We start from the raw sequence: 26360 nt of genomic DNA, 5'->3' as shown, positions 1-26360 counted from the left end.
AGGGCGACTTTCGATTCAGACGTGTTCAGCTCCTTCTTTCTTGGCCACAAGTTAGGAAGTCACGAAACAATCGACAAACAAACAAGTCGAATGGAATCGATGCAGGGAATGACTGAAAGCTCTGTCCAAAACAAAACCCCGGACATATTGTCCGGGGTTTTGCTTTTCAGAACCTGCTTGTGCTCAGTCCGCCAGAGGTACTTTGGGCACCAGGCTTTTCTTGGAAGAGCCACCCTTCCCGCCACCTGACGACTTGGATTGCTTCGCTGCCGTTGCTTTCGCGGCAGGTTTGCGGCGCCGTTTCGGTTTTGGCTTGGCTTCCGTCTTGGCCTTGGGCTTGGGCGGAGTGGCCCGCTCCTCGACGCTTTCAAGCAGCAGTCCCTTGCCGTCCTCGGAAACGGACACCTTGACCATGCCGCCCTTTTTGAGCTTCCCGAACAGAACCTCGTCCGCAAGCGGCCGCTTGATATGCTCCTGGATGATGCGCCCGAGCGGCCGCGCGCCCATCTGGTTGTCATAGCCTTTGGTCGCCAGCCACTTCACGGCATCTTCGGTCAGCTCGAAGGTCACGTTGCGGTCAGCAAGCTGAACCTCAAGCTGCATGACGAATTTCTCGACCACCTTGTAGACCACTTCCATCGGAAGGTTGCCGAACGGAATAATGGCGTCGAGGCGGTTTCTGAACTCCGGCGTGAACAGCTTGTTGATTGCTTCCGTATCATCGCCTTCGCGCTTGATGCGGTTGAAGCCGACCGGCATTTTCGCCATGTCCGACGCACCAGCATTCGTTGTCATGATCAGGATGACATTACGGAAATCCACCTGCTTGCCATTGTGATCAGTCAGCTTGCCGTGATCCATAACCTGCAACAGGATATTGAAGAGGTCCGGATGGGCCTTCTCGATCTCGTCAAGCAGCAGCACACAATGTGGATGCTGGTCGACGCCATCGGTCAGGAGACCGCCCTGGTCGAAACCGACATAGCCCGGAGGCGCACCGATCAGGCGCGAGACCGTATGGCGCTCCATATATTCCGACATGTCGAAGCGGATCAGTTCCACCCCGAGCGACGATGCCAGCTGGCGTGCCACTTCTGTCTTGCCGACACCGGTCGGGCCGGAGAACAGATAGCTGCCGATCGGCTTGTCCGGTTCGCGCAGCCCAGCCCGGGCAAGCTTGATCGCGGAAGCAAGCGTCTCGATCGCCGGATCCTGGCCATAGACGACGCGCTTCAGGTCCTTGCCGAGATTCTCCAACACTTCCGCATCGTCCTTGGAAACGGATTTCGGCGGGATGCGCGCCATTGTGGCAATCGTGTTCTCGATTTCCTTGACGCCGATCGTCTTGCGGCGGCGCGCTTCGGGTACCAGCATCTGCGACGCACCCGTTTCATCAAGCACGTCGATTGCCTTGTCCGGAAGCTTCCGGTCGGAAATATATTTCGCCGACAGTTCCACGGCCGTCTTGATGGCGTCGTTGGTGTAGCGCACCTTGTGGAAGTCTTCGAAGTACGGCTTCAAACCCTTCAGGATATCGATTGCATCCGGAATGGTTGGTTCGTTCACATCGATCTTCTGGAACCGACGCACAAGAGCCCGGTCCTTCTCAAAGAACTGGCGGTACTCCTTGTAGGTCGTGGAGCCGATGCAGCGAATGGCCCCCGATGCCAGGGCAGGCTTGAGCAGGTTGGACGCATCCATCGCACCGCCGGATGTCGCACCGGCACCGATGACCGTGTGGATTTCGTCGATGAACATCACCGCGCCCGGGAAATCCTCGATTTCCTTGACGACCTGTTTCAGGCGTTCTTCGAAATCACCCCGGTACCGGGTCCCCGCCAACAGCGCACCCATGTCGAGAGAGAAGATCGTGGCGTCCATCAGAACGTCAGGCACATCCTCATTGACGATCCGATGCGCAAGCCCTTCGGCGATTGCCGTCTTGCCGACACCGGGATCACCCACAAAGAGCGGATTGTTTTTGGAGCGCCGGCACAGGATCTGGATCGTTCGCTGAATTTCGCTGTCACGACCGATCAGCGGATCGATCTTGCCGCTGACGGCCTTGTCGTTGAGATTGACGCAGTAGGCCTCAAGCGCATCGGTCTTCTGATTGGATTTCTTTTCGCCTTCAGAGCCGGGAAGGATGTCTTCCTCGTCCGCACCCTCGACCGGCCTGGCTTCCGACATTCCGGGCCGCTTGGCGATACCGTGCGAGATATAATTGACGGCGTCGTAACGCGTCATGTCCTGATCCTGCAGGAAGTAGGCAGCATGACTTTCACGTTCGGCAAAGATCGCGACCAGCACATTGGCGCCTGTCACCTCTTCTCTACCGGACGACTGAACATGGATCACCGCGCGTTGAATAACGCGCTGGAAACCGGCTGTCGGCTTTGAATCTTCATCGCTGTCCGTAACCAGATTGTCCAGTTCGGTTTCGATATACTCCAGCAGGTTGCGCCGGATGGTGTCCAGATCCACGTTGCAGGCCCGCATGACGGCTGCAGCGTCCTGATCGTCCAGCAGCGCCAGCAGGAGATGTTCCAGCGTGGCGTATTCCTGCTGGCGCTCATTGGCGAACGCCAGTGCCTGATGAAGGGCTTTTTCAAGACTGCGTGAGAAAGAAGGCACGTACGTAGGTCCTCACTTTTTTTCCATGACGCATTGCAAGGGATGCTGATGCTTTCGTGCGAAGTCCATCACCTGTGTCACTTTGGTTTCGGCAACTTCGTAGGAAAATATCCCACATTCGCCGACACCGTGATGATGCACATGCAACATGATACGGGTCGCTTCCTCCCGGTTTTTCTGGAAGAAGCTCTCCACAACATGAATGACGAATTCCATCGGCGTGTAATCGTCGTTCAACAGCAGCACACGATAGAGATTTGGCCGCTTAGTAGCTGTTTTCGTACGGGTAACGACGACAGTACCGGTGTCACCACCGTCATCGTCTGAACCCGCCGACATTGCCGTAACTATCGCCTCTATCATTCCGGCTATTACCAGTGTCCTCAGGCCGGTTCGTGTGACGTATGACACCCGAACCGGTTGTTGGATCCGCAGATTGATGCTCTGCGGAGTTTACGTCTTCATGGGTAATCCTGCCGCGCAAGCCTCGCTGGCGCAATGGTCGATTTCATCAAGATTAAGGTGAACGTCCTGTTTGAGGCAGAAGCGCTACCATCCTTGACGAATGTAGGTGTCTGAAAAACGATTAAAAGGTGGGACCGGAGGCCAAATCCGCGTGATCGGGAATTCAACTCCGGTCAGACCTCAAAATGTGGGCATATCTGTGCAAATACGAAAAAACCCGGCTCGCCTGAACCGGGTTTTTGCAAAGAAGCGTCGTTTGACGGCGTGTGGCGGCTTATTTAGCCATCTTACCGAGAACGCCTTCATACGGCTTGTATGCGTCTTTGGACATGTCGGTGACCATCTCGCCGAGCTTGGTCATTTCACCGACAAATCCTTCGTAGCTGGTTTTGACATAGTCAGCCTGAGCTTCGAAAGCTTTGTCCAGCGACTTGGAAGCAACCAGCTTTTCCACCGCAGCAGTACCTTCTTCAAAGGACTTCTTCTGGTAATCGGCTACTTCAGCTGCAATCGCCTGGAAACCCTTGCTCATGGTGCCAAAGGATTCCATCGCCATGTCCATATTGTCTTTGCTCAACTTCTGGAGGTCTTCAAAGTTGTTCATCATCTAACTGCCCTCATCCGGCGGACCGGGTGCCAGGGCCTGTTTCAACGACCCTACTAGGCTGCCGGCGCGCATCGCGTTACCTACGTTCAATCGTCGTAATGCACTGCACAATAACTGTCAAGATGATTTTGCATTGCAGCAACAACCATTACGAGAAATTAATTTTCACTATCCCATATGGAGAAATCCGATCTCATTGCACGCTTTCAGAGCACGCTGCCTCTCATATTCGAGCAATGTGAGACCGTAGGCGCCTTAAAGCCGCTCATCCTATTCAAACCAGGCACATCATGATACAGCAATGCCGCATTACGAGACTTTAACACCCTGTTTAGAAAAAAATCACGCCAGCCAACACATATATTAAGGAATTACTATGCGCGCACTATCTTTTACTTAAAAACAGACTTTAACCATTAGTTAACTCTAACAAAAAACAGTTTTTTAAAGTGCTTTTTCAGCAATCCATTTACACATTCGTAACCGTGATTCCATCAAATGGGAGCTACGACGAGGGGCGCTGATTTGAATCGCAGGGGGATGATTCAACGGGCAAACCTTCAGACAGAAACGTGTGACCCGGAATGGGATAGTAACTGTGTTTGGTATGCGTTTTCTTCGCAAAACTAGTTTGTTTGCCAGAGTGGGCAAAGTACTGGTCCTCAGCGCTCTGGCGCTTAGCCTCCCCGCAGCGGCCGTAGCCAACCCCAAATATGCCGGCATTGTCGTCGACGCCAAAACCGGCAAGACGCTTTATGCTTCGTCCGCTGATGCTTATCGCTATCCTGCTTCGCTCACCAAGATCATGACGCTATACGTTGTTTTCGAAGAGCTTGAAGCCGGAAGGCTGTCTCTCAGCTCGCGGCTGAAGGTTTCCAAATACGCCGCTGGCAGACCACCGTCGAAACTGGGATTGAAGGCCGGCAAGACCATAAGGGTCAAGGACGCTATTCTCGCTCTTGTCACGAAGTCGGCCAACGATGTTGCGACGGTTATCGCGGAAAACATCAGCGGATCGGAAAAGCAGTTTGCCGAACGTATGACGCGCACGGCCCGCTCGCTTGGCATGAAGAAAACGACATTCCGGAACCCGCACGGCTTGCCGAACTCCGGTCAGCGCACCAGTGCACGGGACATGGCGACCCTTGGCCGCGCGATTCAAGAGCATTTTCCGCAATATTACGGCTATTTCAAAACACGTTCTTATAAATACGGCGGACGTACCTACGGCAACCACAACAAGTTGCTTGGCCGTGTAAAGGGCGTCGACGGGATCAAGACAGGGTACATCAGGGCATCCGGTTTCAACCTTGTCACGTCCGTGAACCGGAACGGCCGGCAGATCGTTGCTGTGGTGATGGGTGGAAGATCAGGTGCTTCGCGTAATGCGCAGATGACCAAGCTGATCAACCGGTATCTGTCGAAGGCGAGCCGCGGCAAGAAAACCGTGCCAGCGATCGCCAAGAATGGTGCGGCTCCGATCTTCGTTGCAACTGCACTGAAAACCCCTCCGCTTCCGCAAGCCAAGCCTGGAAGCCAGCCTGCACCGGCTTCCGGCGCGCCGATGGTTCTTGCGTTCAATTCTACTGAAAAACCGGCTGCGGTGCCTGCGCCGGCCCCAACGCCGCAAACAACTGCATCTGCTGCTGCAACAAAACGGCCAACTGTTCCAGGCTTCGGCGAAGCCGTACCGTTGCCGCCGAAACTGGTCAAACAGCGCTTTGACGAAACATTCGCGGTTGCAACCGCTTTGCCTCCCATCCGGCGTGAAAACCAGGATCTTGACCTGACCACGAATTCGATCCCCGGCAACGCGTTGCTTGTTGCGGCCCGGGAGAGGACTGCGCGCGGTATTGAAGACGCGGGTGCTCAGCAAAATCAGCCGACGCCGCCCAAAACGCTCAAGGTCAAAACCGTTGCAATTGAAACGGTTCCAGCTCCCGAAGTTGGTTCCAAACCAGTCAAGATTGCGACAGCCTCAGCTGCCCAACCCGCATCGTCTGTAACCGAGAGCCGAGGCGACACCGTCACCGTCGCCACCAGCGACCGACCTGACATCGAGCCGGGCTGGCAAGTGCAGATCGCCGCGTCCGAGACGGAAAACCAGGCCGTTGCTCTTCTTAAGAAGGCAAAGGCCAGAACGGGCGCAGCCCTTCGTGGCCGCTCACCATATACCGAACCTGTTGAAGCAAACGGACAGACGCTATACCGCGCGCGTTTCGTCGGCTTTGACACGAAGTCTTCCGCCCGAAGGGCATGCAGAACACTCAAAAAGGCAAAATTTGCCTGCTTCGCCATCTATCAGTAACTGCGTAACGGATGCCGTCAATGTCTTCTGAGAAGCGTGTCTTTAGCCTCGTTGATTTTCGCCGCGAGGAAACCGGATCCTCCCTTGTCGGGATGAACCCGCAGCATAAGCCTGCGATGCGCGGCTCGAATTTCCGCGTCCCCGGCATTGGGCGAAAGCCCCAGGATCTCGTAGGCCTCCTCATCTGTCATGGGGCCAGAGCTCGGCGCGCTTCCCTGCCCCTCTGTTCCATCAGATTGGAAGTGTTCACGCCATCCGGCAAGCCGGCGGTCGAGATAAGCTTCGACTAATTTGCGGCTCTGTTCGTCCTGCGCGCATTCCAGCCAGAATGAATGCAGGTCTTGCTCGGACAAATCGTCCAGCGTACGGCCCTGGAACCCGCCGGCCAGAACGATTCCCGTCATGGCTCCGGTATCGTGGTCCAGTTCCATTTCGACCATCGCCGTACGTACGCGTGAACGCTGACCGGACGCCTTGTTCGGCTTGTAGGTACCTGTGAGCCCCCCAAGCCCCGCGACGCCCAGCAAGGACAAACCAAATCCTATCAACGGGATTGCGAACATGAACCGGCCGGTGAGCATGAAAATACCACCGAGAACCAGCAACAATATTCCACCAGACCTGCGCACCTTGCGCGCAAGATCAGCCGGATTGGCTTGCACGAAACTGCGCGCACCAAAGACAACGGCCAAAAGCAATATCATTCCGATCAGAAAATAAAACATCAGCCAGGCTTGATTTGCTGGAGCAGCAAACGGGCGCCCTGCCCGCCTTTCTTCTCAAGTGCCTTTAGCGCTCCATGACCACCACTTGCAAAGACCGCGACGGCTTTCAAAAGCTCGGCAAGCTGTTGTGCAGATCCCGCATCGAATGGACAGTAAGCGCCATTCGTCAGGCGAGCCATTTCGCGAAAGGCTTGTTCGGCAACCGTATCCCGCCCCTCCTGGAACAGGAACATCGGCACGCCCAGGAGCCCGAGTTGCCCGGCCCGATCGCACAGCACGTCGACGTCTTCTTCCATGCAATCGCCGACATAAACAAGCGCGGCAATTTTGTCGTCCGCAGCAGAGTTCAAAGCGGCAGTGAGCACCTTGCCGATTTGTGTGCGCCCGCCCTGCACTGAAATGCGGCTCATGGCCTTTGCAAGCTCGTCACTGCGCTCGAACCAACGCGAGGCGCGGCATTCGCCAAATCCGCGAAAGTAAACCAGCTTGATTTTAAGACCGCCGATCTGTCCCGCTTCCTGAAACATTTCTGCCTGGATATGGCACGCCCTGTCCCAAGTCGGCTGACGGCTCATGGTTGCGTCCAAGGCAAATATGAGCCGGCCACCGCTTCCGGACTGCGGTTTGATTTCTTTTGCTTTTGCCAGAAACGCCGAGATGTCGTCGGACGCAGATGGAACCTGTGCGTCCCGCCTGACGAGCGTCTCCTTCATGTCGTCCCGGTCTTTTGCCATCCCGCTTGATCCTTGTCGCAGTCTCTGAAACTGAAAGTGGGCATGTGAGCACTTTTTGGCAAGTTTGATACAGGACCCTAAAGGAGGCAAAGCTCAACCAGATCGCGGCGCATACTGTCGGGCATCGCTCGCGATTCACCAGACATGCGCATATCGGCCGGTGCATCGGCTGCTTTCAGGTAGCGCCAGCCCTGAAAAGGCCGCTTCGGCTGATACCGTGTCGTGATGAGCCTGGGTTCAAGCACGAGGTCGCATCTCTTGACCCCGGCATCGTCAGTGAACGGGCGAATGTCTATCAGGTGCTGCCGCACCTGTATCTTGCCTTTGATCACCCAGTAGAGCGACCCGCCGTCCAAAAGTTCTTCACGGCGCGTCGGAACCATGCGTGTCGTGTGCGTCGTCACCTCTTCAAGCCCGGCAAGACGCGCCTGTTCCACTCGGAAATCAATCCATGCCTGAAGCGACTCCGCGCTGTCAGCGCCCACGCAAAGTTTGACAAGATGCAAGGTCATAATACTGACGTAGCAGGCCTGACCACTGCGTCAAGGACGCCAGCGCAAACGACGGTGGATTGTGCACAGGCGCGCACAGCAAAAACTTGCGTGTACCCCGAGAACAGGGTTCTCTCTTTAGATGGACGTGTTCGTAACCGGTGGCACGGGTTTGATCGGCGCCGCCGCTGTGAAAGAGCTGCTTTCAAAAGGGGTCCGTGTCGTTGCGCTGGCGCGGTCTGAGGCTTCCGCTGACAAATTGCGCGCGCTGGGTGCAAGTGCATTTCCAGGTGATCTCAAAAGCGCCGAAAGCTGGGTCGGCCGGGCCGCCTCCTGTGATGCGGTCATTCATGCGGGTGCTACATTTTCGGAAGATATGGGACGGGTCGACCGCCTGTCGATGTTGGCCCTCAAACAGGCTGCCAAACACAGAAAACAGCCTCTGAAACTGATATACACCGGTGGCGTCTGGCTGTTTCCATCATTGGGAGACACAGAAAAAATAACCGAAAAGACGCCATTCGCACCACCAACGGCCTTTCGCTTCATGGCAGAAACGATCCGGACGCTCTCGCACGGAACAGACCTTAATCTGGTCGTGATCCATCCGGCCCTGGTTTGCAGCCGTCTGGCCGGACCAATTGCAGACATGACAACAGCGCTTAAGAACGGAACGCCCTTCAGGACGCGTGCGAAGCCTGAGACGCTCTGGCCGTTGATTGAAGTCAATGATCTGGCAGCTCTTTATGTTCAGGCGCTACAGCAGGCACGCTTCAGAATGACATTGATGGCAGGCAGCATTTCCGGCATTCCGGTTCGCCATCTCGCGTCTCATGTATCCGCAAGACATGGCCTTCCATTGGAGATCGAAACCGTGAAAGCGGACAGTTCAACGCCTCCGGAAACCGATTGGAACGCGGGTTACGCGCTGTCCCAGAAGATCGAAATCAGCCAAGCGCAGCGGGCGACCGGCTGGCAACCCTATTTTTCAACGATAGAAGACATGATCGTATCGTTGTCCAGATAGCGGTTCGAAAAATCAACTTCCGATTATTTCATTTGAACTCATCAGTTTTGAACGCTCATTGACAACACTGAGCGGGATCGAGACGATAAGAACAATCAAACGCGGTCACATCCAGGACAGAAATCCAGGCATCCGCGGCGAGATCCAGTTCACCAGCCAGCTCTTCGAAATAGCATGATCCAATGCGCCGCATCGACAATCGCGCACCCTAAAAAACTAACGCAACAGTCCCGGAGTACAACATGACAAAGCTGACCAAACTGGCCCTAGCTGCCTTATCCTTTGTGGCCATGAGCGGGCCGAGCCTTGCGCAGGATGTCACAATCACCCTGCAATCGGCTTTTCCGACCAGCCTTCCGGTCATCAACACGATCCGGCAGTTCGAAGCAGAGGTCGAGGCAGCCTCCGGCGGGACGATCCAGATCGAGCTGGCGGAACCTGGCGCGATTGTCCCACCGTTCGACATTCAACAGGCGGTCTCTGACGGCGAGATCGAAGCGGGCTATACCGCTGCGGCCTACCTGCATGGGTCCTTGCCCGTTGCGTCGTTTTTCACGTCGATGCCGTTCGGGCCGCAGGCGCTCGATTATATGGCTTGGTTCTACGAAGGCGGCGGGCTCGAGCTCAATCAGCGCATGTATGACGATGCGGGCTTTGACCTCGTGACTATGCCACTAACCTTCACCGGCATGGAATCGGGCGGCTGGTTCAACAAACCCATCGAGGGGACCGACGATTTTGCCGGGCTCAAGCTGCGCTGGACGGGGCTGGCCTCGGAAGTGCTGGCAAGCCTGGGTGCGGATACCGTGCTGATCGCAGGCGGAGAGATCTTTCCATCGCTTGAACGTGGCGCCATCGACGGGACCGAGTTCAGCTTTCCCCAGGTGGATCTTGCGCTGGGTTTTCCGGACGTGGCTTCTTTCTACTATTTCCCCGGCTGGCACCAACCCTCGACGATGATTGAGTTGGTCATCAACCGCGACGTTTGGGACGGCCTGACAGACAGCCAGCGCACGATCATCGACATGGCGGCCAGAACCAACGCGATGCGTTCGGTCCTGCGGATGGAATACTCACAAGCCGCCGCCGTCGCGCAAATGGCAGAACAGGGTGTGGAAGTCCGCCTTTACAGCCCCGAGACCCTGGACAGCCTCCGGGTAGCCTGGGACGCGCTTGTCTCCGAGATGGCCGCGGCTGACCCCTTTGTGGCAGAGGTCTGGGACAGCTTGCAGGCCGCGCGAACGCAAGAAGACGCCTGGGACGCGTTAACCGAAGCACCTATGCAGCGCCCATGATCGGCGGTCCCAGCGCGATCCTTGGGCCTCTGCGCCCTGGGGGGCTGAGATGAGCCTCTTGCACAACATGAGCCGGGCCACAAAGGGCCTGGCCAAAGCCTGCCTGTGGATTGCCGCGCTCTTGATCGGGCTGACCGTTATTGTGGTTCTGGTGCAGGTGACAGCGCGTTACGGCTTTAATGCTTCCCAAGCGGCCCTCGACGAGCTGCAATGGCACTTCGTCGGCGCCGCGACCCTGTTCGCGATCGTCGGCTGCATCGATGAGGATAGCCATGTGCGGATCGACATCGTTTAGGCACCAAGGTTTCCTGCAAGGTTAGCTAGTGTGTCGATCGGCTTGTTCGTCGCCAAGTTCGTCCCACCAAGTGAGTAGCTTTCCAAGTCTGCCGGCAAACGGATAGTCTCGATTTGGATGCGCTGTAACCCATCATTGTGCCATCATCGAAACGGGCAACACGTCATACCGGTTCGCACAAAGCAAACGACGCAGAAAAACATAAACGTCGCGCGCACAAAGCCCCCAGACGGGCTCGCTATTTGAGGGCGGCCCGCCTGAGGGTTTTGCGCCGAAATGGGTGGGTCAAATTTTTACACTGAAACCGGGTCAGTTTTGAACGCTCATTGACAAGTTTTTTAAAAGGTCCCGACCTAGACTGCTTCGAATGACAACCGGGCACCGATTATGAAGAACCTTGTCGCCGCACTCTTAATATTCATAACCGTTGCCTGGCCGGCAGCGGCTGACCAGCGCTTGCCGGGCGGAGAATTTCGTATAGTCAACACGACAGGTTTCATAGAGAAAGACGGACACCGGACACAACTTCCGACCGACACGGATATGGGCCAGGTAAACGTCGATCACCGCTTCGATGGGACTGTGTCCCTGAGCATCAACGATACGGAAGTCCTGTTGTATCCGGTTGAGGCTGGGCTTGCGGGACTGAGCTGGAATGCCGACGAGACAAACGTCCTGCACGGAACCGATTTTCAGGCTTTGAACGGAACACCGGCACCTGAGTCCATACCGGTATGGGGGGCAGATCTGGCCTGGCCTGGGCTCGGTTTGGCACGGCTTGTCTTTCTGCCACAAGACTCGGCAGCCTATGCGGGCTTCCTGATCAGTTATCCTGAAGGAAAAACTGTTGTCCGTCAGATGGAATTCCGGAAGGTTTTCGGACCCCGCAACCGCCCGGAATAACAATATTCCCAAAGACAACGGCCCATGAGCAGGCCCTGAAACGCAAAAGGCGCTGCCAGGGGCTGCGCCTTTTTTCTGAAAGTGTCCCGTTGCCCTTACTTGGCGACGGCGACAGCCTGTTGAGCGTTTTCGACGTCGTTGAATAGAAGGATCATCGTCAATGCGACACCCACCGCAGCGACAGTCCAAAGAGTGACGCTCCAACAAGATTTCTGCACGTTTTCGTCCATTAATGCCCTACACTTTTTCTGGCGCCGGTCCCCTGCATTTTCAAATATGGCGCCTTTGAGGCGTCGAAGTAAACGAACCCTTACCAATTCGCAAGCGCAAAAATGGAGCAGCTGCCACGACATTTTCGCAGAGCAAAAATCTTTTCATTTTTTCAGCTACTTATGCTTTGTAGCAGGAACGGAACACCGCAGAGAGTTTACGATGCATGCCCTTTCACACCTGGATGTCGCCGCAGCCGTTTGGTTTCTTATCGCCTGGTTCGGCTTCAACTTGATCGTCGATGTCAGCCCACTGCGGAACAAAACGCTTTCCAGCGTGATGGACACCTATCGCCGCGAATGGATGATTTCGATGTGCCAGCGTGAAGTCCGTATCATGGACACCGCAATCATGGCCGGACTTCAGCAGGGAACCGCTTTCTTTGCGTCAACGGCACTTCTTGCGATCGGTGGCGGTTTCGCGCTTCTGGAGGCGACCGACAGGATTGTCCAAATAGCGGGCGACCTCTCGATTCCGGTCGAAAGCAGCCGGACCTTATGGGAAATAAAGGTTCTGGGCCTGATGCTGATCTTCGCCTACAGCTTCTTCAAGTTCGGCTGGGCGTACCGTCTGTTCAACTACGCAAGCATTGTGATGGGTGCTGTGCCCGAGCAAGGTGCTGCGGGCGACGACAAGATCCGCGAAATGGCCCTGCAGGCCAGCGCACTCAACGTGCTCGCCGGCCGGCATTTCAACAGAGGTCAGAGGGCGCTCTTTTTCGCCATCGGTTTTCTTGGCTGGTTCGCGGGTCCATTCGTATTCGCGTCGACCACGCTGGCGGTGCTTCTGGTCCTGCTGCGCCGTCAGTTCGCTTCCCGTTCCAGGGCAGCATTGCTTTCGGGGCAGTATCCGAATTTGGCATCCCCTGACAAATCCGGCGAATAAACCGCCACCGGGTCGTCGAAACCTTTGACCTGATATTTTCCATAGAGACCGGACCGGCAGCCCATAATGTCTGACAGCGCGTCGGAGACGAGAACCTCGCGGTGCAGGTCCTTCGCCAATTCTGCAATCCTTGCGGCCAGATTTACGACCGGGCCGACCACTGTAAAATCGAGCCGGGTTTCGCTACCCACGTTGCCGTAGAAGACATCTCCCGCATGCAACGCGATACCCACGCTGAGATCCGGGGTTTGCGCGCAAGTGTTGGAGCTGTTGATACCTTCAATGCGCTTGAGCGTATCACGCGCTGCCAGAAGCGCTCTTTTTGCCGCGTCCCGTGCCTGATCTTCGGTTTCATAAGGAAAGATCGCCATCACTTCATCGCCAATGAACTTGAGCACTTCACCGCCATGCGCCTCGACAGCCGCTGTCATTGCGCCGAAATACTTGTTCAAAAACTGAACAATCATGTCTGCCGGGAGCGTGTTCGAAAGGCGCGTGAAGCCGCGAATGTCAGCAAAGCTTACAACCGCCTTGATCCACTCTCCCTGCCCGCGGCGCGTGGTACCGTCCAATACCTTCGAGCCGGCGCGCGGGCCGACATAGGTATCGAGCACCGTCTCTGCTGTTCTGCGAAGCGTCTTCAGCTCACAAACGAGAGCAAGCGGTCGGATGAGCGATTCAAATACCCCAATATGCGCACTGCTAAAGCCGGACGGAGCGTTTGTGGCGAAGGTCACGACTTTCACGGATCCGTCGGAAAACGGCATCGGAAGCGCGATATAATCCTTATAGCCTTCCTCGCGAAGATCGACTGTAACCGGGTACTCTTCCGCCTCATCGGAATGCGCAAGCTTCACGCGCACCGAGGCCTTGGTCTCATGCACGCGTTTGATAGGACTGATCTGGTAGTCCTCGTCTGAACTGTTGTCAGCCGTATAAAGCCTGACTTCGCGCGTACCGTCGCTTGCCCATACCGACGCTTCCGCGCGCACGTTCGGATGCACGATCCAGATACCCGTCGTTGCCCTGTCGACCGGTACGCCTCCTTCACGCAGGCGCAGAGCCATTTCACTCACAACTTCCAGCGTATCGTTGAGATACGAGGCATCACTATATAACCATTGAACAATGTCTGCCGAAACGAGCGGCGCTTCGAGGACCATCTGCCCACGTCCTTTTCATACCCTTGATACGACCTGATATGGTGCGTCGCAACGGCCTGTAAAAGAGGTGATTTTCAACCAGCCTTAACGCGCCGCCCGGTTCATGGTTTCCGGGCCTGGCAACCAGGCCGTGCTTCGGCCTGTCAGTCTGTAGGCAACCAGCCCCACCCACTCCCGGAAAGCCAGGTCAAACCGCCTCAAGCCCTTTGAAACGCCTGTAAACCCGAGTGACCGGTCCTCTGTTCCCCGCGTCCTGTAGTCAACCGGATAGGCAGTGACGCCCTCCCAGCCCGCCTTTTCAAAGACACCCATGGCCCGTGGCATATGATAGGCCGATGTCACCAAAAGCCATGTCTGGCCGGGCTTGGGATCCACCAGTTCCTTTGTAAAAACGGCATTCTCCCAGGTGTTTCTGGATTTGTCCTCAAGAACAATCCGCTCCGGCGCAATTCCGAAGTCTTCAAACAAACGCGCTGCGCCTTCCGCCTCGGTAGCTTGTGAGGAAATGATGAACCCTTTCCCACCGGAATGGATCACCATTGCATTCGGAACGAGCTCGGCGAGTCGTGCTGAAATAGTGATTCGCTCACCAGAGGTTGTAAGCGCGGTGTCCCCTCGTCCACCGGTAACCACTGTATCGACTGCACCGCCCAAAACAATGATTCCATCGTGCGCGACAATTTGCTCCGGACGGGGAAATCGTTCTTCCAATGGAAGGATGAGCCAGTTGGCAACCGGCGACAAACCGCAAATCGCCAGACCCAGAATTGCCAACCATGCCAAGCGCGTACCGGTACGCCGTCTTTTTGAAAACGTCAAAAGGATCAATCCAACCAGCGCGACAGCAATGAGTAAATTTGAGGGCTTGAGAAAAAAATAGGCAACTTTTGAAAGATAAAAAAGCACGACTCAGTTCCAACAACGGTTCATGAAACGAGAAAATGAGAATTCTTCAAGGCGTCTTTTTTAAGGCCATGGAGAAATTCAAGTTCAAACGAACTATCGACATATTAACACTCAAAGTCTCCATTCGAATCGCAAACAGTCAAATAATTCTTGTGTGCTAATCTTCCCGATTACGTAGAAAATTTCAGAAAAAATCAAATTAACCCAAAGACATAACATCCACATTACCGAAACAAAACTGTAAATCATATGTCACAATTTGCAGCGAAGCTGCGCACGTTCGCGGCGGAATCGGCTGTTTGATACACACGTGAGTGCCTCTTCATGTTTGTGATGAAAGGCTGTCTTTTTTCACAAAGGCAATAACCGTGATCGAGGTCACAGGGTCGTGAGTGGAACTGCGGCATGGTGTGTGTGCATTAACAAAGGCACAGTCGAGGGTAACCAAATGACACTCTATTTGAAGCTTGGTGGACGTGATGCGGTTGTACGCGCAATGCCACGGTTGCAAGCAAGACTGGAACAGGATCCCTGTTTCGATGCGACGCAGTTTCGCATGGAATTCGAACGCTCGGACGATCTGACGGAGTTCCTGATCTTTCTGTCTGGCGGCGCACCATTTTACGACGGAAAGTCAATCTGCAATCTGCTTGCGCCGATCTGCACTTGCCACGACGTCTACGAAAGATTCGTCGATCACCTTGTGATGGTCTTCTTCACCGGCAGAAGAAACAAAACCGACGAGGCCGAACTTCGGCACCTGATGGAAACTCTTCGCCCGCAAGTCCTCGATCCCAAGCCGATCGACCCAATCATGGTCTACTCCGTCGAACCGGAGCTCATCAGCGCGTAATACCTGTCTACTTTCCAAACAAAAACGCCGGCGCATCAACACCGGCGTTTTGTTTTTCAGAAGAAGGCTTTCTCAGCCCAGCTCTTCAACGCTTGTAACGACTTTCCCGACAAGCCCGTACTCAATTCCCTCTTCAGGACTCATCCAGTAGTCACGGTCGGTATCCTTCTCGATACGATCGATCGGCTGGCCTGTAGCGTCGGCGAAGATCTTGTTCAGCCGGTCGCGCATCTTGATGATTTCCTTGGCCTGGATCTCGATGTCGGTTGCCATACCGCCGGCACCGCCGGACGGCTGGTGCAGCAGAAACCGGGTATTGGGCGTGCAGAACCGGTTTTCCTTCGGAACCGAAACGTAGATCAGCGCACCGGCACTTGCGACCCATCCCATCCCAAGAATGCGGACTTCCGGAGCGATGAACTTGATCGTGTCATGGATCATGTCGCCCGATTCAACGTGTCCTCCGGGCGAAGACACGATCACTGTAATCGGATCGTTGGAAACTTGGGCCAGTGCCAGAAGGCGGGCGCATACATCACGTGCCATGTCTTGCGTAACGGGACCGGTAATCAAAACCGTGCGCGCCTCGAACAGGTGTTTGTCGACCTGGATCGAAGGTTGGCTCTTTGGCTTGTCGTCGTCCTCGTCATCAAGGCGTGCAGGCACTGTTGTCGAGTAATTTTTCATGCGCAGGATTAAGCTCCCTTGGCTGTTGGGCCGGACAGGCCGGCATTATTCAATCGGCAGGCAGTTCGTACCCTGCACCGCTTTTGTCCATGTGTAAGCGAACTATTGGTCACTCGCAAATCATGAAGCCTGAATAGCGCGAAAAGTGTTATCAGAATGGGAACAACGCTTTTTTGCAGGTGATTATTTTCCACCGCCAGAGTTGCCGCCGACGGATTCGTTCTTGCGCCCAACGAGGAAATGCCAAACCAGCATCACGACGAATGGCAGCGACGGCCACACGAACCAAAGCGTCGACAAACCGGATGTCAGAAGGTTCAACACGAAGAAAAAGCCGACAAAAAAGACGCACGTTCGCACCCTGCGCGGCTGCACGCGCAGCCATTGGCGCGCCTGTTCAAAACCGTTTGCAACGGCTTGCGTGTCTTTTTCCCAGTTGGGCGGGGCGGAAGACTGTTCACGAGACTCAGCGGCGTCCTCTCGCTCGGCGCCGTCAACTGCTTCCTCCGGTGCGTTGCGGCCACCAAGACGGACGGAATAGGTTTCAACGGGCTCGCTGACATTCTTGACCTGCTGCGGACCAAGCGGATCGAAGCCAAGCGCGACTTTCGCCTTGACCTGATCATAGACCGACTGAGACAGCATGATGCCCCCTTTCGGCGCAAGCTCCTGAAGACGCGCTGCGACATTGACGCCGTCTCCATAGATGTCATCGCCCTCAACCATGATGTCGCCCAGGTTGATGCCAATCCGAAAATCCATCCGGTTGAGTTCGGGCAGATCCGCGTTGCGCACGGAAAGTTCGTTCTGGATATCCACGGCACATTGAACCGCCTCGATCACCGACACGAACTCAATGATCACCGCGTCGCCCCAGGTGTTGACGATTCGCCCGTTATGTCTGTCGGTCAGTGACGACATAACGTCCCTGTACGCTTTGAGCCGGTCCAGAGTCCCGTCCTCGTCACGTTCCATCAGTTTGGAATACTGCGCAACGTCCGCGCACATGATCGCCGACAGACGTCGCTTCACCCGTTGCATGCTAATAACCCCTGACTGCTCATGTTTAGGAATGGGAAGTCAGACCCTAAATTGCAAGGAAAAAGGCCGCTTAAACTTGCACCGGCGGCAACTTATAGCGTGCTGTCAGCAAGCTCTCTCAAGGTCTTTAGCGCCTCATCGGCCTTTTCTTCCGGTACGAAAATATGATCGTGGAAATAGGCTGCGACCACATTGGCCGAAATTCCCCTTTCGGCCAAAGCCGATGAAATTGCGGCGGTCAGGCCCACTGCTTCCAATGAAGAATGAACCGTAAGCGTAATTCTGCGAAACCATTCGGCATCGCCCAGGCCAAGCTCACGCGCCCGTTCAACAGGTAAAATAGCTGTTGTGCCTTCCGTTTCCGCAAACAACCCAACCGGCCCATAGTCCGCCAGGTCCTGAAAGTCCCTGGCGGTAAAGGTGCAAAACACATACGGCTCCGGATCCAGCATGGGTCGCATGTGGGAGATCAGCGTCTTCAGATCTGTTTCGCCAGTCACGGTGAAATCCTTCAATCGGCTTAAGCTCAAGCGCTCTGTGCCTTTTTGGCCTGCGCCATGTTGCACAGAATTTCGAACATGATCGACACGCCCAAAAAGGCGGTTCCGCCACTCTGGTCAAAGGGAGGCGATACTTCGACGAGATCCGCTCCGACAATGTTGACGCCCTCAAGCAACCGTGCCACCTGCAGCGACTGGAACGAATTTGGTCCGCCAACCTCCGGAGTACCGGTCCCGGGCGCAAAAGCCGGATCGACAAAGTCGATATCGTAAGACACATAGGTTTCACCGGCCCCGGCGATCTCACGCGCCTCGCTCATGACATCTTCCGGCCCGCGTGCGTGAAATTCTTCGATCGGAATCACTCTGATCCCGACACTTTTGGCAAAATCCCGGTCCTCGCGGTCATAGGCTGTCCCGCGGATCCCAATTTGCACGACCCGTTTGGGGTCAAGCAGTTCCTCCTCGACCGCGCGTCTGAACGGCGTTCCATGGGTGTATTGCATGCCACCGAAATAGCTCTTGAACAAATCGGTATGGCTGTCGAAATGGATCATCCCGACAGGGTTGTTCCGCGCAAGGGACCGCAGGATCGGCAGTGAACAGAGATGATCCCCACCCGCTGACAATGGAATGATCTTCTGTGCAACGACCTGATCGTAAAAAGCAGTCATGCGGTCGAGGCTGTCTTCAACGCTGGCCGGATTCGGTCCGACATCTCCAAGATCAGCGCAATTGACCAGATCGAAGGGGCGAACACCTGTCGCGCCGTTCTCGGCCCTGATCATGGTCGACATGTCTCTGAGTTGCCTCGGTCCGTGACGCGGACCCGGCCGGTTGGTGGTGCCTCCATCCCAGGGCGTACCGATCAAACCGATGTCTACATCCGAGATCCGCTCGTCACCGAATGCCACATGCGGCAGACGCATAAAGGTCGGCACACCGGCGAAACGGGGCAGATCGAGCCCGGAGACCGGACGGAAAAAGGAATCGGTCATGTGCGTCACCCGTTCTTGCAATTATGGGCATGAGAAAATTCAGATCCCTATTTCTTGCACAAACACCGGCCCGATCAACAAAAACCGACCTACCAGGGAATCTCTTCGCCCCGATAATCGAAAAATCCGCCGGAGTGTGCCTGAGAAAGGCCGTCAATCACCGACAGCAAACGTTTCGCCGCAAGTTCAGGTTCTTGAACATCGAGCCCTGTTTTGGAGAACCCTTCGGTCAAGGGTGTTCGAACTGTACCGGGATGCAACGCAACGCAGACTGCTTCCTTTCGTGTACGCGCAAGTTCAATGGAGGCCGTGCGCACCAACTGATTGAGCGCGGCCTTGGAAGACCGATAGGCGTACCAACCACCCAGCCTGTTGTCGCCAATAGACCCGACCCGCGCGGAAAGGGTTGCGAACACGCTTTTTCCCTGCTTCGGCAACAAAGGCAGAAAGTGTTTGAGAAGCAAGGCAGGACCAATCGTGTTGATTGCATGAGCCCTGGCCATGTGAACCGGATCAAGGTCCTTCAAGCTTTTTTCCGGGCGCGCTCCCTCCAGCACCAGCGCACCTGTCGCGTCGAATACGAGCCTCACATGCCCATGCAGGGTTTTAATCCTGGTCGCGCATTCCTCGATTGACGTCTCCACCAGCAAATCGAGCGTAGGGATCGACGAACGGGAGAACCCGACCACCTCATCATATTGACCGGAGGATTTCAGAGCGTCCTGCAGTGCAGAGCCAATTCCACCGGTCGACCCGATGACGACAGCTATGTGTCTTTCCATACCAAATCCCGTTTTTCATCAGGAATTGATACGTACCGAGACGCTGACAGGATTATCTTCGGCTTCAAGAGATTTGCGCGCTTTCAAATGGTCGCCTGCCAGGTGCCGCCGACATATTCAGCTTCATCATCGCCAGGCCAGGGTGGCATTGAAATGCAAATGAATTTCAGCGGCAGTGGACCGTCACTTCGATACTGGAATGCAGTGCCGACGGGGATATCGATCGAAACACCCGGTTCCAGATCAACGGTGCTTTCCTTAGAACCGTCGGAGCGCCAAATCTGCCCCTTTCCTTCAAGAACATACCAGAATTCACTGACCGTCTTGTGGCGTGTGGCGCGGTTGATCTGGCCGACAGGGACTGTGGAATGGATCATGTTGCCGGTCGGGCCATCCATGATGAACCGGATATCCGCACCGGCTGGCGATTTCGCATCGTAGCTTTCAGGCAAGGTGGTCTGCTTCACATTTGCCCCTTTGCGCGTCTAATGGATTTCAAGGTCCGGAAGATGGCGCTCTATCAGGTCGTTTTGTTGAAGATTTCACGCCCTATCAGCATCCGCCTGATTTCGGAAGTGCCGGCGCCGATCTCATAGAGTTTCGCATCACGCAGCAAGCGCCCGGTCGGATACTCGTTGATATAGCCGTTGCCCCCAAGCAGCTGGATTGCATCAAGAGCAATTTTCGTCGCGTTTTCTGCAGCATAGAGAATAGCGCCCGCTGCATCTTCGCGTGTGGTTTCCCCTCTGTCGCAAGCTTTTGCGACAGCGTAGACATAAGATTTCGTGGCGTTCATCGAAACATACATGTCCGCCACCTTGCCCTGCACAAGTTGGAACGTCCCGATCGGCTGTCCGAACTGCTGGCGCTCGTGAACGTAGGGAATGACGACGTCCATAGCCGCCTGCATGATCCCGACAGCGCCGGACGCAAGTACAGCCCGTTCGTAGTCGAGCCCGGACATCAGCACGTTGACACCCTTGCCAACCTCGCCGAGCACGTTCTCTTCGGGAACCTCACAGTCCTGGAAAACGAGTTCGCCCGTCTCCGAACCGCGCATGCCGAGCTTGTCCAGTTTCTGGGCGACCGAAAATCCAGGAAAATCCTTCTCAACCAAAAACGCAGTAATTCCCTTCGGTCCGGCCTCGGGATCGGTTTTTGCGTAAATGATCATCGTATCCGCAGAAGGACCATTCGTGATCCACATCTTGGAACCGTTCAGGACGTACTGGTCGCCTTTTTTCTCGGCACGAAGCTTCATTGACACAACGTCCGATCCGGCTCCGGGCTCTGACATCGCGAGCGCGCCGAGATGTTCGCCGGTTATCAGCTTCTCAAGATAGCGCTCCTTCTGGCTCTGGGTGCCCCAGCGGCGCAACTGATTGACACACAGGTTGGAATGCGCGCCATAGCTGAGACCGATCGAGGCAGACGCCCGGCTCACTTCTTCCATCGCGATACAATGCTCGAGATAGCCAAGGCCTGAGCCACCCCATTCTTCCTCAACGGTTATGCCATGCAACCCGAGTTCGCCCATTTCAGGCCAGAGTTCGCGCGGAAACCAGTCCTCACGGTCAATCCGTTCCGCGAGAGGTGCGATCCTGTCCTGGCTATAGGAGCGAACCGTATCGCGCAGCATGTCCGCTGTTTCGCCGAGATCAAAGTTGAAGCCTGGAAAGTCGTTTCGAATCATTCTCTTGTCTCCCATAGCGCCCGCTTGCTAGCGGCGCACGTAGCGAATGGAGTCGCTCAGCTCGCCAATACGGTCGTAAAGCAACTGCGCACGCTTGTTGTCTTGATCGGTGTGCCAGTAGACCTTGCCACTTGCTCCAGGCTCATTGTCCGCGGCCTCATAAACCGCTTCAATCAACTTGCGTCCGGCACCGCTCCCCCTTGCAGAAGCGCTCACATAAAGATCCTCCAGGTAGCAGACCTTCTGCAGCGACCAGGTACTGTCGTGAAACAGGTAATGAACGAACCCGATGACCGCGCCGTCCGATACGGCGACGAATGCACTGTGCGACCCGGGAGCACGCAGCCTCTCGAAGATGCCGTCAGTGACCGCTGGTTCAAGATCCTGCTCGTAGAACGCGAGATAGGCGGTCCAGTGGGTTTCCCAGGAAGGCCTGTCCGACCGTGAAAGTGCACGAACTGTTATTTCAGACATCTTTTAGTCCTTCACGCCTGAAACACTCATGAGTGTGAAGAGGCCGGTTGCCACATGAACCTGGGCGCTTTCGTCCAGTCCATAAACATCTGCTTTTGCGATTGTGAGTGTTCTGCCCGGCTTGATCACCCTGCCTCTGGCAAGGAGAACTTTTTGTCTGGCAGGATTAAGTAGATTGATCTTGTACTCGCTCGTCAATACACCGAAATCCGCCGCAAAAAGAGTTAGAGCGGCATATCCGGCCGCACTGTCAGCGATGGACGACGTGGCACCGGCATGAAAAAACCCGTGCTGCTGCGTCAGGTCGGGACGCATTTTGAGTTCGATATCAACTGCACCAAGAGACAGATGCGCCAGCTCGGCACCAAGATGGCTCATGAAAGCCTGGCTTCCAAAACTCGCCTTTACGCGGTTTTCCCAATCCGGATCTCTGGGCGACAGATCCATCAGCTGCTTTCCTCATGAACTTTCTCGCGCAGTTCCGCGATCCGAGCTCTCGCCCCTTCTTCAACTTCGTCGAGCTCAAGCAGGGTCAATTCGATATCCCGTTGTTTTTCAAGCAGTTCTTCCCGGCGCGTATCTATCTTCTCCAGAAGCAGGTTCAGCTGTCCCGCCTCCCCGGGCGAACTCGCATACATTTCGACGAGTTCTTTGATTTCATTCAGGGAAAACCCAAGCCGCTTTCCACGCAAGATGAGCTTGATGCGGGTCCTGTCACCGGGCGTATAGAGCCTTTGCCTGCCTCTGCGCTGGGGTAAGACCAGGCCCTGCGCCTCATAGAAGCGCAGCGTTCGCGTCGTGATGTCAAACTCGTGCGTCAGTTGAGTAATCGTGAAAAAACGCTGCATGCCCGCTCCTTGTCGCGGGCACCATCAGGCGTTTTTACGTTAAAGTCAACACAACTTGTTTTTGTTTTTAGAAACAGGATATTAGATGCTAAGACTGCAGATCCTGAACGGCTGCGCCCGTGCTCAGGACATTCAGGTCGACGTTGCCTGATACCCCCTCAACCACGCCGCTGTCCTGATATTGCCAGAGCGTCCAGTCCTTGGTGTAGGAAGGGGAATGCCAGATCGACCGCGTCCATAAACGCCTGTTCAGCCCCTGGCCTTTGAGGTAAGCGCGGTAGAATTCTTCCGGCGCGTACAGGATCACCTGTTTACCCGCTGACTGTTCGACCATGGCCACAAAACTCGAAATTTCCCGCAAGACTTCTTCCACTGGCGGCCGTTTGGCACAGTTGCCTGTAAACTCAAGATCAAGCGCTGGCGCCAGCATTTGCGGATCATTTGGAAGTACCGCCAGGAAGTTTTGCGCCTGCTCGCGCCCGGGCTTGCACAGACTGAAGAAGTGATAGGCCCCTCTGGCAAGGCCTGCTGCGCCTGCGCCGGCCCAGTTGCGTGAAAAAGCGCTGTCTTTGAAGTCTCCGCCTTCACTGGCCTTCATATAGGCGAACGCGATGTCATCGCCCGCGACCTTTGTCCAGTCGATTTCACCCAGATGGTGAGAAACATCGATGCCACGAATGGGAAATTCGTCCCTGTCCGGTTCCCAGTTCATGAAGAAAAACGCAGCCCCCGCTATCGATATGACGCAACCGACAACAACGTAAAACACTGTGCGAAAAATTGCCTGCAAGAACTTCATCTGGCCACCCATCCCCTCGGCAACGGGAATGTGACGGAAAAGTCTTAAGATTCACGCTAGAAAATTCGGCCAGAGCGGTGGGGCGGCCAATTCCAGAACATTGCCGTCCGGGTCACTGAAGTAGATGCTTGTGCCTCCTGCAGGCCAAACGACTTCGCTCGTGATCTCAACGCCATTCTCTCTCAGATAGTCGCGCCAGGGCTGCAGTTGGCCGACTTCAATTCGAAATGCGAAATGGCTTCGGCCCGTGGTGTCGTGCCCGGGCACTATGCCGCCGGGCGTCTCGACATCATCGCCGGTGTGGCCGCGGTGAAAGACAAGGAGAGCCTGTCCGGGACCGGCATCGTAAGCATAAAGACGCTCTCCGGCCACCATACGCTTGAGACCCAGACAGTCGGCATAAAACGCATGAGCGACAGCCATGTCGTCCACATAAACAGCGGTTTCCAATATGCCTGCGATTCTGGGTCTTTCCATTGCACTCACACTCGTCGGGATCCGCAACCATTGTATATTCCAACCATAACAGGAATGACAAACGACAAGTATATTTCGCAATATCAACTAAAAGATGCAGAACAGAAAACAAACATGAAGATAAACTGAAGAATTACACCAAATTCAATTGAAAAAGTCAGCTCGCTTGTGGAACACTTGCGGGTGCAGAAACAGAATCATCACAGCGGTTCCCATCTTGAACTCGCGAAATCCGGATAAGGTTGCTTTGCAGAACACGAAGAAATTTTCGCTCTTCTACCTTGTATCAGCAGTCTTGGTCTGTTTTTTGATGTGGCACGGATCTGCAGCAGCGACCATGATCGTAACAGTTCAAGGACCTGAATCATCTACTGACAAGAGATATGAATATGACCGCGCAGTCATCGAACTAGCACTCACCAAGACACGCGCGAAATATGGCGAGTTCGTCCTGCAGGAAACATCGATTGGCCAGAATTCGCGGCGCGCCCTGATCGAAGCGGCAAACAACAAGTACTCGAACTACATCATCAAATATTCGATGAACAACGAATTGCCGGAGAGCCTGGCGTCCATCCCCTTTCCCGTGGATCTTGGTATCGTCGGCTACCGTGTGGCCTTTGTTTCAAAGAAGACAAAATCTGCTCTCGCAAAGGTCGAAACGGTGGAGGATCTCAAGAAGTTCGAAGTCATTCAGGGTCTTGGATGGCTGGACACGCGCATACTCGAACATCACGGTTTCAAAGTCAGAACCGGTGCCGAATACCACTCCATGTTTTCAATGGTCGCACTCAACCGCTCCGATCTGTTTTTGAGAGGCGCGAATGAACTTCTTGACGAATGGTCAACCCATCGCTCAAATCCTGAATTGACCTATGATGAGGCCGTAAGCATCTACTATCCCCTCCCTCGGTTTCTGGTGACATCCAGCGAAAATCAAGACTTGATTGAGAGGATCCATGAGGGGCTGCTCGTGGCCTATGAGGACGGATCGCTGTTGGAACTTTGGGACCGGAAATACCGCGCAAGCATCGATTTTGCCAAGTTGAACACACGCAAGGTGTTTCGTCTGAGCAACCCTTACATCGAGGGGCTCGACCCGTCCTGGCAAAAGTATATCTACCAGGTCGGTGCCGAACTCACTCAATGACGATAGCGTTGCAAAACAAAATCAGATCGTAGCCAACCTCTTGCCGGTTACGGCGCGATCGTAAGCTTCACATCGATGTTGTTCCGGGTCGCGTTTGAATACGGACAGACCTGATGCGCCTTTTCCACGAGATCTTCCGCGGCAGATCTTTCCATGCCTGGCAGAGACACTTCAAGCGCGACTTCAAGTCCGAACCCGCCTTCAGAACGTGGCCCGATACCGACCGTGGAGGTGATCGACGTGTCCGCCGGAACCGAAACTTTTTCCTGGCCGCCGACAAATTTCAATGCACCGATAAAACATGCCGCATAACCGGCAGCGAAGAGTTCCTCCGGATTGTTGCCGGCACCCCCGGCGCCACCGAGTTCCTTTGGTGTTGAAAGGTCTACCTTGAACGACCCGCTGAGCGTTGCTGCAGTGCCGTCGCGGCCACCGGTGGCACGTGCCCTCGTTTCGTAAAGAACTTCAACCGTCATCCGATATCTCCATATCTTATTGTTACAATGGGAGTTTTCATTTTCTCTAGCATTAATTATATCGCGCACGATATAATTACACACATAAACCTACATGTGGCGCGCGTCAACAGGTTGCGACCATATCGCGCGCGACTTATAAGGTGATCCATGAACGAGACGACAGATCAGATGTCCCTGCTCGACGCGATTGATTTCGGTGCGTCGGACGGGACCCCAAAACCCAAAAAAACAACCCGCAAGGAAAAGACGGCGTCTTCCGGGGAAACAGAGCTTCCAGCGCCTTCTGGCAAGTCAGAAGACGGTGCTCCTTCCAACAAGAACAGTGACGTGGCGTCTGGCAACAAGCGCAAGAAACGATCGGTGTCCGAGAAAGCTGAAAAAGGCACTGACATCCAGAGCGAACGCGTCGCCTTGGACGAAATGTCTCCGCTGACGCTCGACCGCTTCTTGTGTTTCGCGCTTTACTCCGCCAACCACGCCATGCACGGCGTCTACAAAAACCTTCTGAAAGAAATCGGTCTCACCTATCCGCAATACCTTGCGATGACCGTCCTTTGGGAAACCAACAATATTCCAGTGGGCACCATCACGTCGAAACTGCAGCTCGATACAAACACCCTCACCCCGCTTCTGAAACGTCTTGAGGCAATGGGTCTTGTGACACGAACCCGTAACATCAAGGATGAGCGTCAGGTTATCTTGAAACTGACCCGCAAGGGCCGCGCGCTTCAAAAGAAAACGGAGCACTTCAGCCAATGTGTTCTGTCGGCAACCAATGCGCAGTTGGATGAGATTATGGACCTGCAAAGCAGGATCATGACATTGCGTGACAACTTGCGGAACGACGGAACCACCTCCTGAGCCAGCTCCC

Annotated in this window: 31 protein-coding genes; 9 read left to right on the top strand and 22 right to left on the bottom strand. The window is 55.0% G+C overall.

The genetic code is table 11. From position 1 onward, the window contains the following. Positions 1-183: 183 nt before the first annotated feature. The 3 genes from clpA to Q0915_RS08065 form a co-directional block, all read right to left on the bottom strand. Positions 184-2634, bottom strand: a complete 2451-nt coding sequence (clpA, locus tag Q0915_RS08075) for an ATP-dependent Clp protease ATP-binding subunit ClpA (protein WP_299481819.1) — start codon at positions 2632-2634, stop codon at positions 184-186. Between the two features lie 12 nt (positions 2635-2646). Continuing rightward, complete coding sequence (clpS, locus tag Q0915_RS08070) at positions 2647-2973, bottom strand: ATP-dependent Clp protease adapter ClpS (RefSeq protein ID WP_299482157.1); 327 nt, start codon at positions 2971-2973, stop codon at positions 2647-2649. A 400-nt stretch (positions 2974-3373) separates the two neighbouring features. Next, the gene (locus Q0915_RS08065; RefSeq protein ID WP_299481816.1) at positions 3374-3706 is read right to left on the bottom strand and encodes a phasin family protein; all 333 of its coding nucleotides are present in this window, start codon (positions 3704-3706) and stop codon (positions 3374-3376) included. Positions 3707-4313: 607 nt separating this feature from the next. Here Q0915_RS08065 and Q0915_RS08060 point away from each other — a divergent pair. Further along, positions 4314-6014 carry a D-alanyl-D-alanine carboxypeptidase gene (locus Q0915_RS08060; RefSeq protein ID WP_299481813.1) on the top strand — a complete coding sequence of 567 codons (1701 nt, stop codon included), beginning with the start codon at positions 4314-4316 and terminating at the stop codon, positions 6012-6014. A gap of 17 nt (positions 6015-6031) precedes the next feature. Here Q0915_RS08060 and Q0915_RS08055 read toward each other — a convergent pair whose 3' ends face one another. The 3 genes from Q0915_RS08055 to Q0915_RS08045 form a co-directional block, all read right to left on the bottom strand. Beyond that, positions 6032-6718: a DnaJ domain-containing protein gene (locus Q0915_RS08055; RefSeq protein WP_299544205.1), complete on the bottom strand. Its 687-nt coding sequence runs from the start codon at positions 6716-6718 to the stop codon at positions 6032-6034. Between the two features lie 20 nt (positions 6719-6738). Beyond that, positions 6739-7473: a VWA domain-containing protein gene (locus Q0915_RS08050; protein ID WP_299481808.1), complete on the bottom strand. Its 735-nt coding sequence runs from the start codon at positions 7471-7473 to the stop codon at positions 6739-6741. 77 nt (positions 7474-7550) lie between these two features. Continuing rightward, a complete protein-coding gene (locus Q0915_RS08045) occupies positions 7551-7985 on the bottom strand; it encodes a DUF1489 family protein (RefSeq protein ID WP_299481805.1) in 435 nt (144 codons plus the stop codon). A 121-nt stretch (positions 7986-8106) separates the two neighbouring features. Here Q0915_RS08045 and Q0915_RS08040 point away from each other — a divergent pair, with 121 nt between their 5' ends. The 4 genes from Q0915_RS08040 to Q0915_RS08025 all read left to right on the top strand — a co-directional run bounded on the left by Q0915_RS08040 (position 8107) and on the right by Q0915_RS08025 (position 11484). Next, complete coding sequence (locus Q0915_RS08040) at positions 8107-8991, top strand: NAD-dependent epimerase/dehydratase family protein (RefSeq protein WP_299481802.1); 885 nt, start codon at positions 8107-8109, stop codon at positions 8989-8991. A gap of 242 nt (positions 8992-9233) precedes the next feature. Next, entirely contained in the window at positions 9234-10286 is a 1053-nt protein-coding gene (locus Q0915_RS08035; RefSeq protein ID WP_299481799.1) for a TRAP transporter substrate-binding protein, read from the top strand. 49 nt (positions 10287-10335) lie between these two features. Continuing rightward, positions 10336-10581, top strand: coding sequence for a TRAP transporter small permease subunit (locus Q0915_RS08030; protein WP_299481796.1), 246 nt, complete (start codon positions 10336-10338; stop codon positions 10579-10581). Between the two features lie 387 nt (positions 10582-10968). Beyond that, positions 10969-11484 (top strand): hypothetical protein, encoded by a 516-nt coding sequence (locus Q0915_RS08025; RefSeq protein WP_299481793.1) that lies wholly within the window; start codon positions 10969-10971, stop codon positions 11482-11484. Positions 11485-11579: 95 nt separating this feature from the next. Here the strand turns inward: Q0915_RS08025 and Q0915_RS08020 are convergent, their stop codons facing one another. Then, entirely contained in the window at positions 11580-11702 is a 123-nt protein-coding gene (locus Q0915_RS08020) for a hypothetical protein (protein WP_299481790.1), read from the bottom strand. Positions 11703-11916: 214 nt separating this feature from the next. On the opposite strand from Q0915_RS08020, the gene Q0915_RS08015 reads away from it, so the two are divergent. After that, a complete protein-coding gene (locus Q0915_RS08015; protein ID WP_299481787.1) occupies positions 11917-12639 on the top strand; it encodes a DUF599 family protein in 723 nt (240 codons plus the stop codon). Here the strand turns inward: Q0915_RS08015 and Q0915_RS08010 are convergent. Beyond that, positions 12558-13802 carry an adenylate/guanylate cyclase domain-containing protein gene (locus tag Q0915_RS08010; protein ID WP_299481784.1) on the bottom strand — a complete coding sequence of 415 codons (1245 nt, stop codon included), beginning with the start codon at positions 13800-13802 and terminating at the stop codon, positions 12558-12560. The two genes, Q0915_RS08015 and Q0915_RS08010, sit on opposite strands and share 82 nt — an antisense overlap. An 84-nt stretch (positions 13803-13886) precedes the next feature. After that, the gene (locus Q0915_RS08005; protein WP_299481781.1) at positions 13887-14708 is read right to left on the bottom strand and encodes a YdcF family protein; all 822 of its coding nucleotides are present in this window, start codon (positions 14706-14708) and stop codon (positions 13887-13889) included. 448 nt (positions 14709-15156) lie between these two features. On the opposite strand from Q0915_RS08005, the gene Q0915_RS08000 reads away from it, so the two are divergent. Continuing rightward, complete coding sequence (locus Q0915_RS08000) at positions 15157-15561, top strand: Clp protease ClpP (RefSeq protein WP_299481779.1); 405 nt, start codon at positions 15157-15159, stop codon at positions 15559-15561. A 72-nt stretch (positions 15562-15633) separates the two neighbouring features. Here Q0915_RS08000 and Q0915_RS07995 read toward each other — a convergent pair whose 3' ends face one another. The 12 genes from Q0915_RS07995 to Q0915_RS07940 form a co-directional block, all read right to left on the bottom strand. Next, positions 15634-16248 (bottom strand): ATP-dependent Clp protease proteolytic subunit, encoded by a 615-nt coding sequence (locus Q0915_RS07995; protein WP_299481776.1) that lies wholly within the window; start codon positions 16246-16248, stop codon positions 15634-15636. 183 nt (positions 16249-16431) lie between these two features. Then, positions 16432-17289 carry an adenylate/guanylate cyclase domain-containing protein gene (locus Q0915_RS07990; RefSeq protein ID WP_299481773.1) on the bottom strand — a complete coding sequence of 286 codons (858 nt, stop codon included), beginning with the start codon at positions 17287-17289 and terminating at the stop codon, positions 16432-16434. Between the two features lie 92 nt (positions 17290-17381). Then, a complete protein-coding gene (locus Q0915_RS07985) occupies positions 17382-17789 on the bottom strand; it encodes an ACT domain-containing protein (RefSeq protein ID WP_299481770.1) in 408 nt (135 codons plus the stop codon). A gap of 26 nt (positions 17790-17815) precedes the next feature. Further along, positions 17816-18787, bottom strand: a complete 972-nt coding sequence (locus tag Q0915_RS07980) for an agmatinase (protein ID WP_299481767.1) — start codon at positions 18785-18787, stop codon at positions 17816-17818. A gap of 89 nt (positions 18788-18876) precedes the next feature. After that, positions 18877-19569, bottom strand: coding sequence for an SDR family oxidoreductase (locus Q0915_RS07975; RefSeq protein ID WP_299481764.1), 693 nt, complete (start codon positions 19567-19569; stop codon positions 18877-18879). 83 nt (positions 19570-19652) lie between these two features. Continuing rightward, positions 19653-20036 (bottom strand): cupin domain-containing protein, encoded by a 384-nt coding sequence (locus Q0915_RS07970; protein WP_299481761.1) that lies wholly within the window; start codon positions 20034-20036, stop codon positions 19653-19655. A 53-nt stretch (positions 20037-20089) separates the two neighbouring features. After that, entirely contained in the window at positions 20090-21262 is a 1173-nt protein-coding gene (locus Q0915_RS07965; RefSeq protein WP_299481758.1) for an isovaleryl-CoA dehydrogenase, read from the bottom strand. Between the two features lie 27 nt (positions 21263-21289). After that, positions 21290-21736 carry a GNAT family N-acetyltransferase gene (locus Q0915_RS07960; RefSeq protein ID WP_299481755.1) on the bottom strand — a complete coding sequence of 149 codons (447 nt, stop codon included), beginning with the start codon at positions 21734-21736 and terminating at the stop codon, positions 21290-21292. Between the two features lie 3 nt (positions 21737-21739). Then, positions 21740-22183: a PaaI family thioesterase gene (locus tag Q0915_RS07955; protein WP_299481752.1), complete on the bottom strand. Its 444-nt coding sequence runs from the start codon at positions 22181-22183 to the stop codon at positions 21740-21742. Next, positions 22183-22584 (bottom strand): MerR family DNA-binding transcriptional regulator, encoded by a 402-nt coding sequence (locus Q0915_RS07950; protein ID WP_299481749.1) that lies wholly within the window; start codon positions 22582-22584, stop codon positions 22183-22185. Before Q0915_RS07950 ends, Q0915_RS07955 begins: the two co-directional genes overlap by 1 nt. 88 nt (positions 22585-22672) lie before the next feature. Continuing rightward, positions 22673-23383, bottom strand: a complete 711-nt coding sequence (locus Q0915_RS07945) for a GH25 family lysozyme (RefSeq protein ID WP_299481746.1) — start codon at positions 23381-23383, stop codon at positions 22673-22675. 51 nt (positions 23384-23434) lie between these two features. Next, positions 23435-23860 carry a VOC family protein gene (locus Q0915_RS07940; RefSeq protein ID WP_299481743.1) on the bottom strand — a complete coding sequence of 142 codons (426 nt, stop codon included), beginning with the start codon at positions 23858-23860 and terminating at the stop codon, positions 23435-23437. 337 nt (positions 23861-24197) lie between these two features. Between Q0915_RS07940 and Q0915_RS07935 the strand changes: the two genes are divergently transcribed. Next, on the top strand, positions 24198-25010 hold the full coding sequence (locus tag Q0915_RS07935; protein ID WP_299481740.1) for a hypothetical protein: 813 nt from the start codon (positions 24198-24200) through the stop codon (positions 25008-25010). 47 nt (positions 25011-25057) lie between these two features. On the opposite strand, the gene Q0915_RS07930 is transcribed toward Q0915_RS07935, so the two are convergent. Beyond that, positions 25058-25486 carry an organic hydroperoxide resistance protein gene (locus tag Q0915_RS07930; protein WP_299481737.1) on the bottom strand — a complete coding sequence of 143 codons (429 nt, stop codon included), beginning with the start codon at positions 25484-25486 and terminating at the stop codon, positions 25058-25060. A 150-nt stretch (positions 25487-25636) separates the two neighbouring features. On the opposite strand from Q0915_RS07930, the gene Q0915_RS32080 reads away from it, so the two are divergent. Further along, a complete protein-coding gene (locus tag Q0915_RS32080) occupies positions 25637-26350 on the top strand; it encodes a MarR family transcriptional regulator (protein WP_366525258.1) in 714 nt (237 codons plus the stop codon). Positions 26351-26360 lie beyond the last annotated feature (10 nt).

Origin of the sequence: uncultured Roseibium sp. (assembly GCF_947494555.1) — a bacterium.
In the GTDB taxonomy this organism is placed as follows: domain Bacteria; phylum Pseudomonadota; class Alphaproteobacteria; order Rhizobiales; family Stappiaceae; genus Roseibium.
The sequence above is the reverse complement of the archived record's forward strand: the minus strand, read 5'-3'. Positions and strand labels throughout refer to the sequence as shown.

What these genes read in the sequence shown, in the direction of transcription:
- clpS (WP_299482157.1), bottom strand. Translation starts at nt 2,973, where the DNA reads ATGTCGGCGGGTTCAGACGATGACGGTGGTGACACCGGTACTGTCGTC.
- Q0915_RS08065 (WP_299481816.1), bottom strand. Translation starts at nt 3,706, where the DNA reads ATGATGAACAACTTTGAAGACCTCCAGAAGTTGAGCAAAGACAATATG.
- Q0915_RS08060 (WP_299481813.1), top strand. Translation starts at nt 4,314, where the DNA reads ATGCGTTTTCTTCGCAAAACTAGTTTGTTTGCCAGAGTGGGCAAAGTA.
- Q0915_RS08055 (WP_299544205.1), bottom strand. Translation starts at nt 6,718, where the DNA reads ATGATATTGCTTTTGGCCGTTGTCTTTGGTGCGCGCAGTTTCGTGCAA.
- Q0915_RS08050 (WP_299481808.1), bottom strand. Translation starts at nt 7,473, where the DNA reads ATGGCAAAAGACCGGGACGACATGAAGGAGACGCTCGTCAGGCGGGAC.
- Q0915_RS08045 (WP_299481805.1), bottom strand. Translation starts at nt 7,985, where the DNA reads ATGACCTTGCATCTTGTCAAACTTTGCGTGGGCGCTGACAGCGCGGAG.
- Q0915_RS08040 (WP_299481802.1), top strand. Translation starts at nt 8,107, where the DNA reads ATGGACGTGTTCGTAACCGGTGGCACGGGTTTGATCGGCGCCGCCGCT.
- Q0915_RS08035 (WP_299481799.1), top strand. Translation starts at nt 9,234, where the DNA reads ATGACAAAGCTGACCAAACTGGCCCTAGCTGCCTTATCCTTTGTGGCC.
- Q0915_RS08030 (WP_299481796.1), top strand. Translation starts at nt 10,336, where the DNA reads ATGAGCCTCTTGCACAACATGAGCCGGGCCACAAAGGGCCTGGCCAAA.
- Q0915_RS08025 (WP_299481793.1), top strand. Translation starts at nt 10,969, where the DNA reads ATGAAGAACCTTGTCGCCGCACTCTTAATATTCATAACCGTTGCCTGG.
- Q0915_RS08015 (WP_299481787.1), top strand. Translation starts at nt 11,917, where the DNA reads ATGCATGCCCTTTCACACCTGGATGTCGCCGCAGCCGTTTGGTTTCTT.
- Q0915_RS08010 (WP_299481784.1), bottom strand. Translation starts at nt 13,802, where the DNA reads ATGGTCCTCGAAGCGCCGCTCGTTTCGGCAGACATTGTTCAATGGTTA.
- Q0915_RS08000 (WP_299481779.1), top strand. Translation starts at nt 15,157, where the DNA reads ATGACACTCTATTTGAAGCTTGGTGGACGTGATGCGGTTGTACGCGCA.
- Q0915_RS07995 (WP_299481776.1), bottom strand. Translation starts at nt 16,248, where the DNA reads ATGAAAAATTACTCGACAACAGTGCCTGCACGCCTTGATGACGAGGAC.
- Q0915_RS07990 (WP_299481773.1), bottom strand. Translation starts at nt 17,289, where the DNA reads ATGCAACGGGTGAAGCGACGTCTGTCGGCGATCATGTGCGCGGACGTT.
- Q0915_RS07980 (WP_299481767.1), bottom strand. Translation starts at nt 18,787, where the DNA reads ATGACCGATTCCTTTTTCCGTCCGGTCTCCGGGCTCGATCTGCCCCGT.
- Q0915_RS07975 (WP_299481764.1), bottom strand. Translation starts at nt 19,569, where the DNA reads ATGGAAAGACACATAGCTGTCGTCATCGGGTCGACCGGTGGAATTGGC.
- Q0915_RS07965 (WP_299481758.1), bottom strand. Translation starts at nt 21,262, where the DNA reads ATGATTCGAAACGACTTTCCAGGCTTCAACTTTGATCTCGGCGAAACA.
- Q0915_RS07960 (WP_299481755.1), bottom strand. Translation starts at nt 21,736, where the DNA reads ATGTCTGAAATAACAGTTCGTGCACTTTCACGGTCGGACAGGCCTTCC.
- Q0915_RS07955 (WP_299481752.1), bottom strand. Translation starts at nt 22,183, where the DNA reads ATGGATCTGTCGCCCAGAGATCCGGATTGGGAAAACCGCGTAAAGGCG.
- Q0915_RS07950 (WP_299481749.1), bottom strand. Translation starts at nt 22,584, where the DNA reads ATGCAGCGTTTTTTCACGATTACTCAACTGACGCACGAGTTTGACATC.
- Q0915_RS07945 (WP_299481746.1), bottom strand. Translation starts at nt 23,383, where the DNA reads ATGAAGTTCTTGCAGGCAATTTTTCGCACAGTGTTTTACGTTGTTGTC.
- Q0915_RS07940 (WP_299481743.1), bottom strand. Translation starts at nt 23,860, where the DNA reads ATGGAAAGACCCAGAATCGCAGGCATATTGGAAACCGCTGTTTATGTG.
- Q0915_RS07935 (WP_299481740.1), top strand. Translation starts at nt 24,198, where the DNA reads ATGATCGTAACAGTTCAAGGACCTGAATCATCTACTGACAAGAGATAT.
- Q0915_RS07930 (WP_299481737.1), bottom strand. Translation starts at nt 25,486, where the DNA reads ATGACGGTTGAAGTTCTTTACGAAACGAGGGCACGTGCCACCGGTGGC.
- Q0915_RS32080 (WP_366525258.1), top strand. Translation starts at nt 25,637, where the DNA reads ATGAACGAGACGACAGATCAGATGTCCCTGCTCGACGCGATTGATTTC.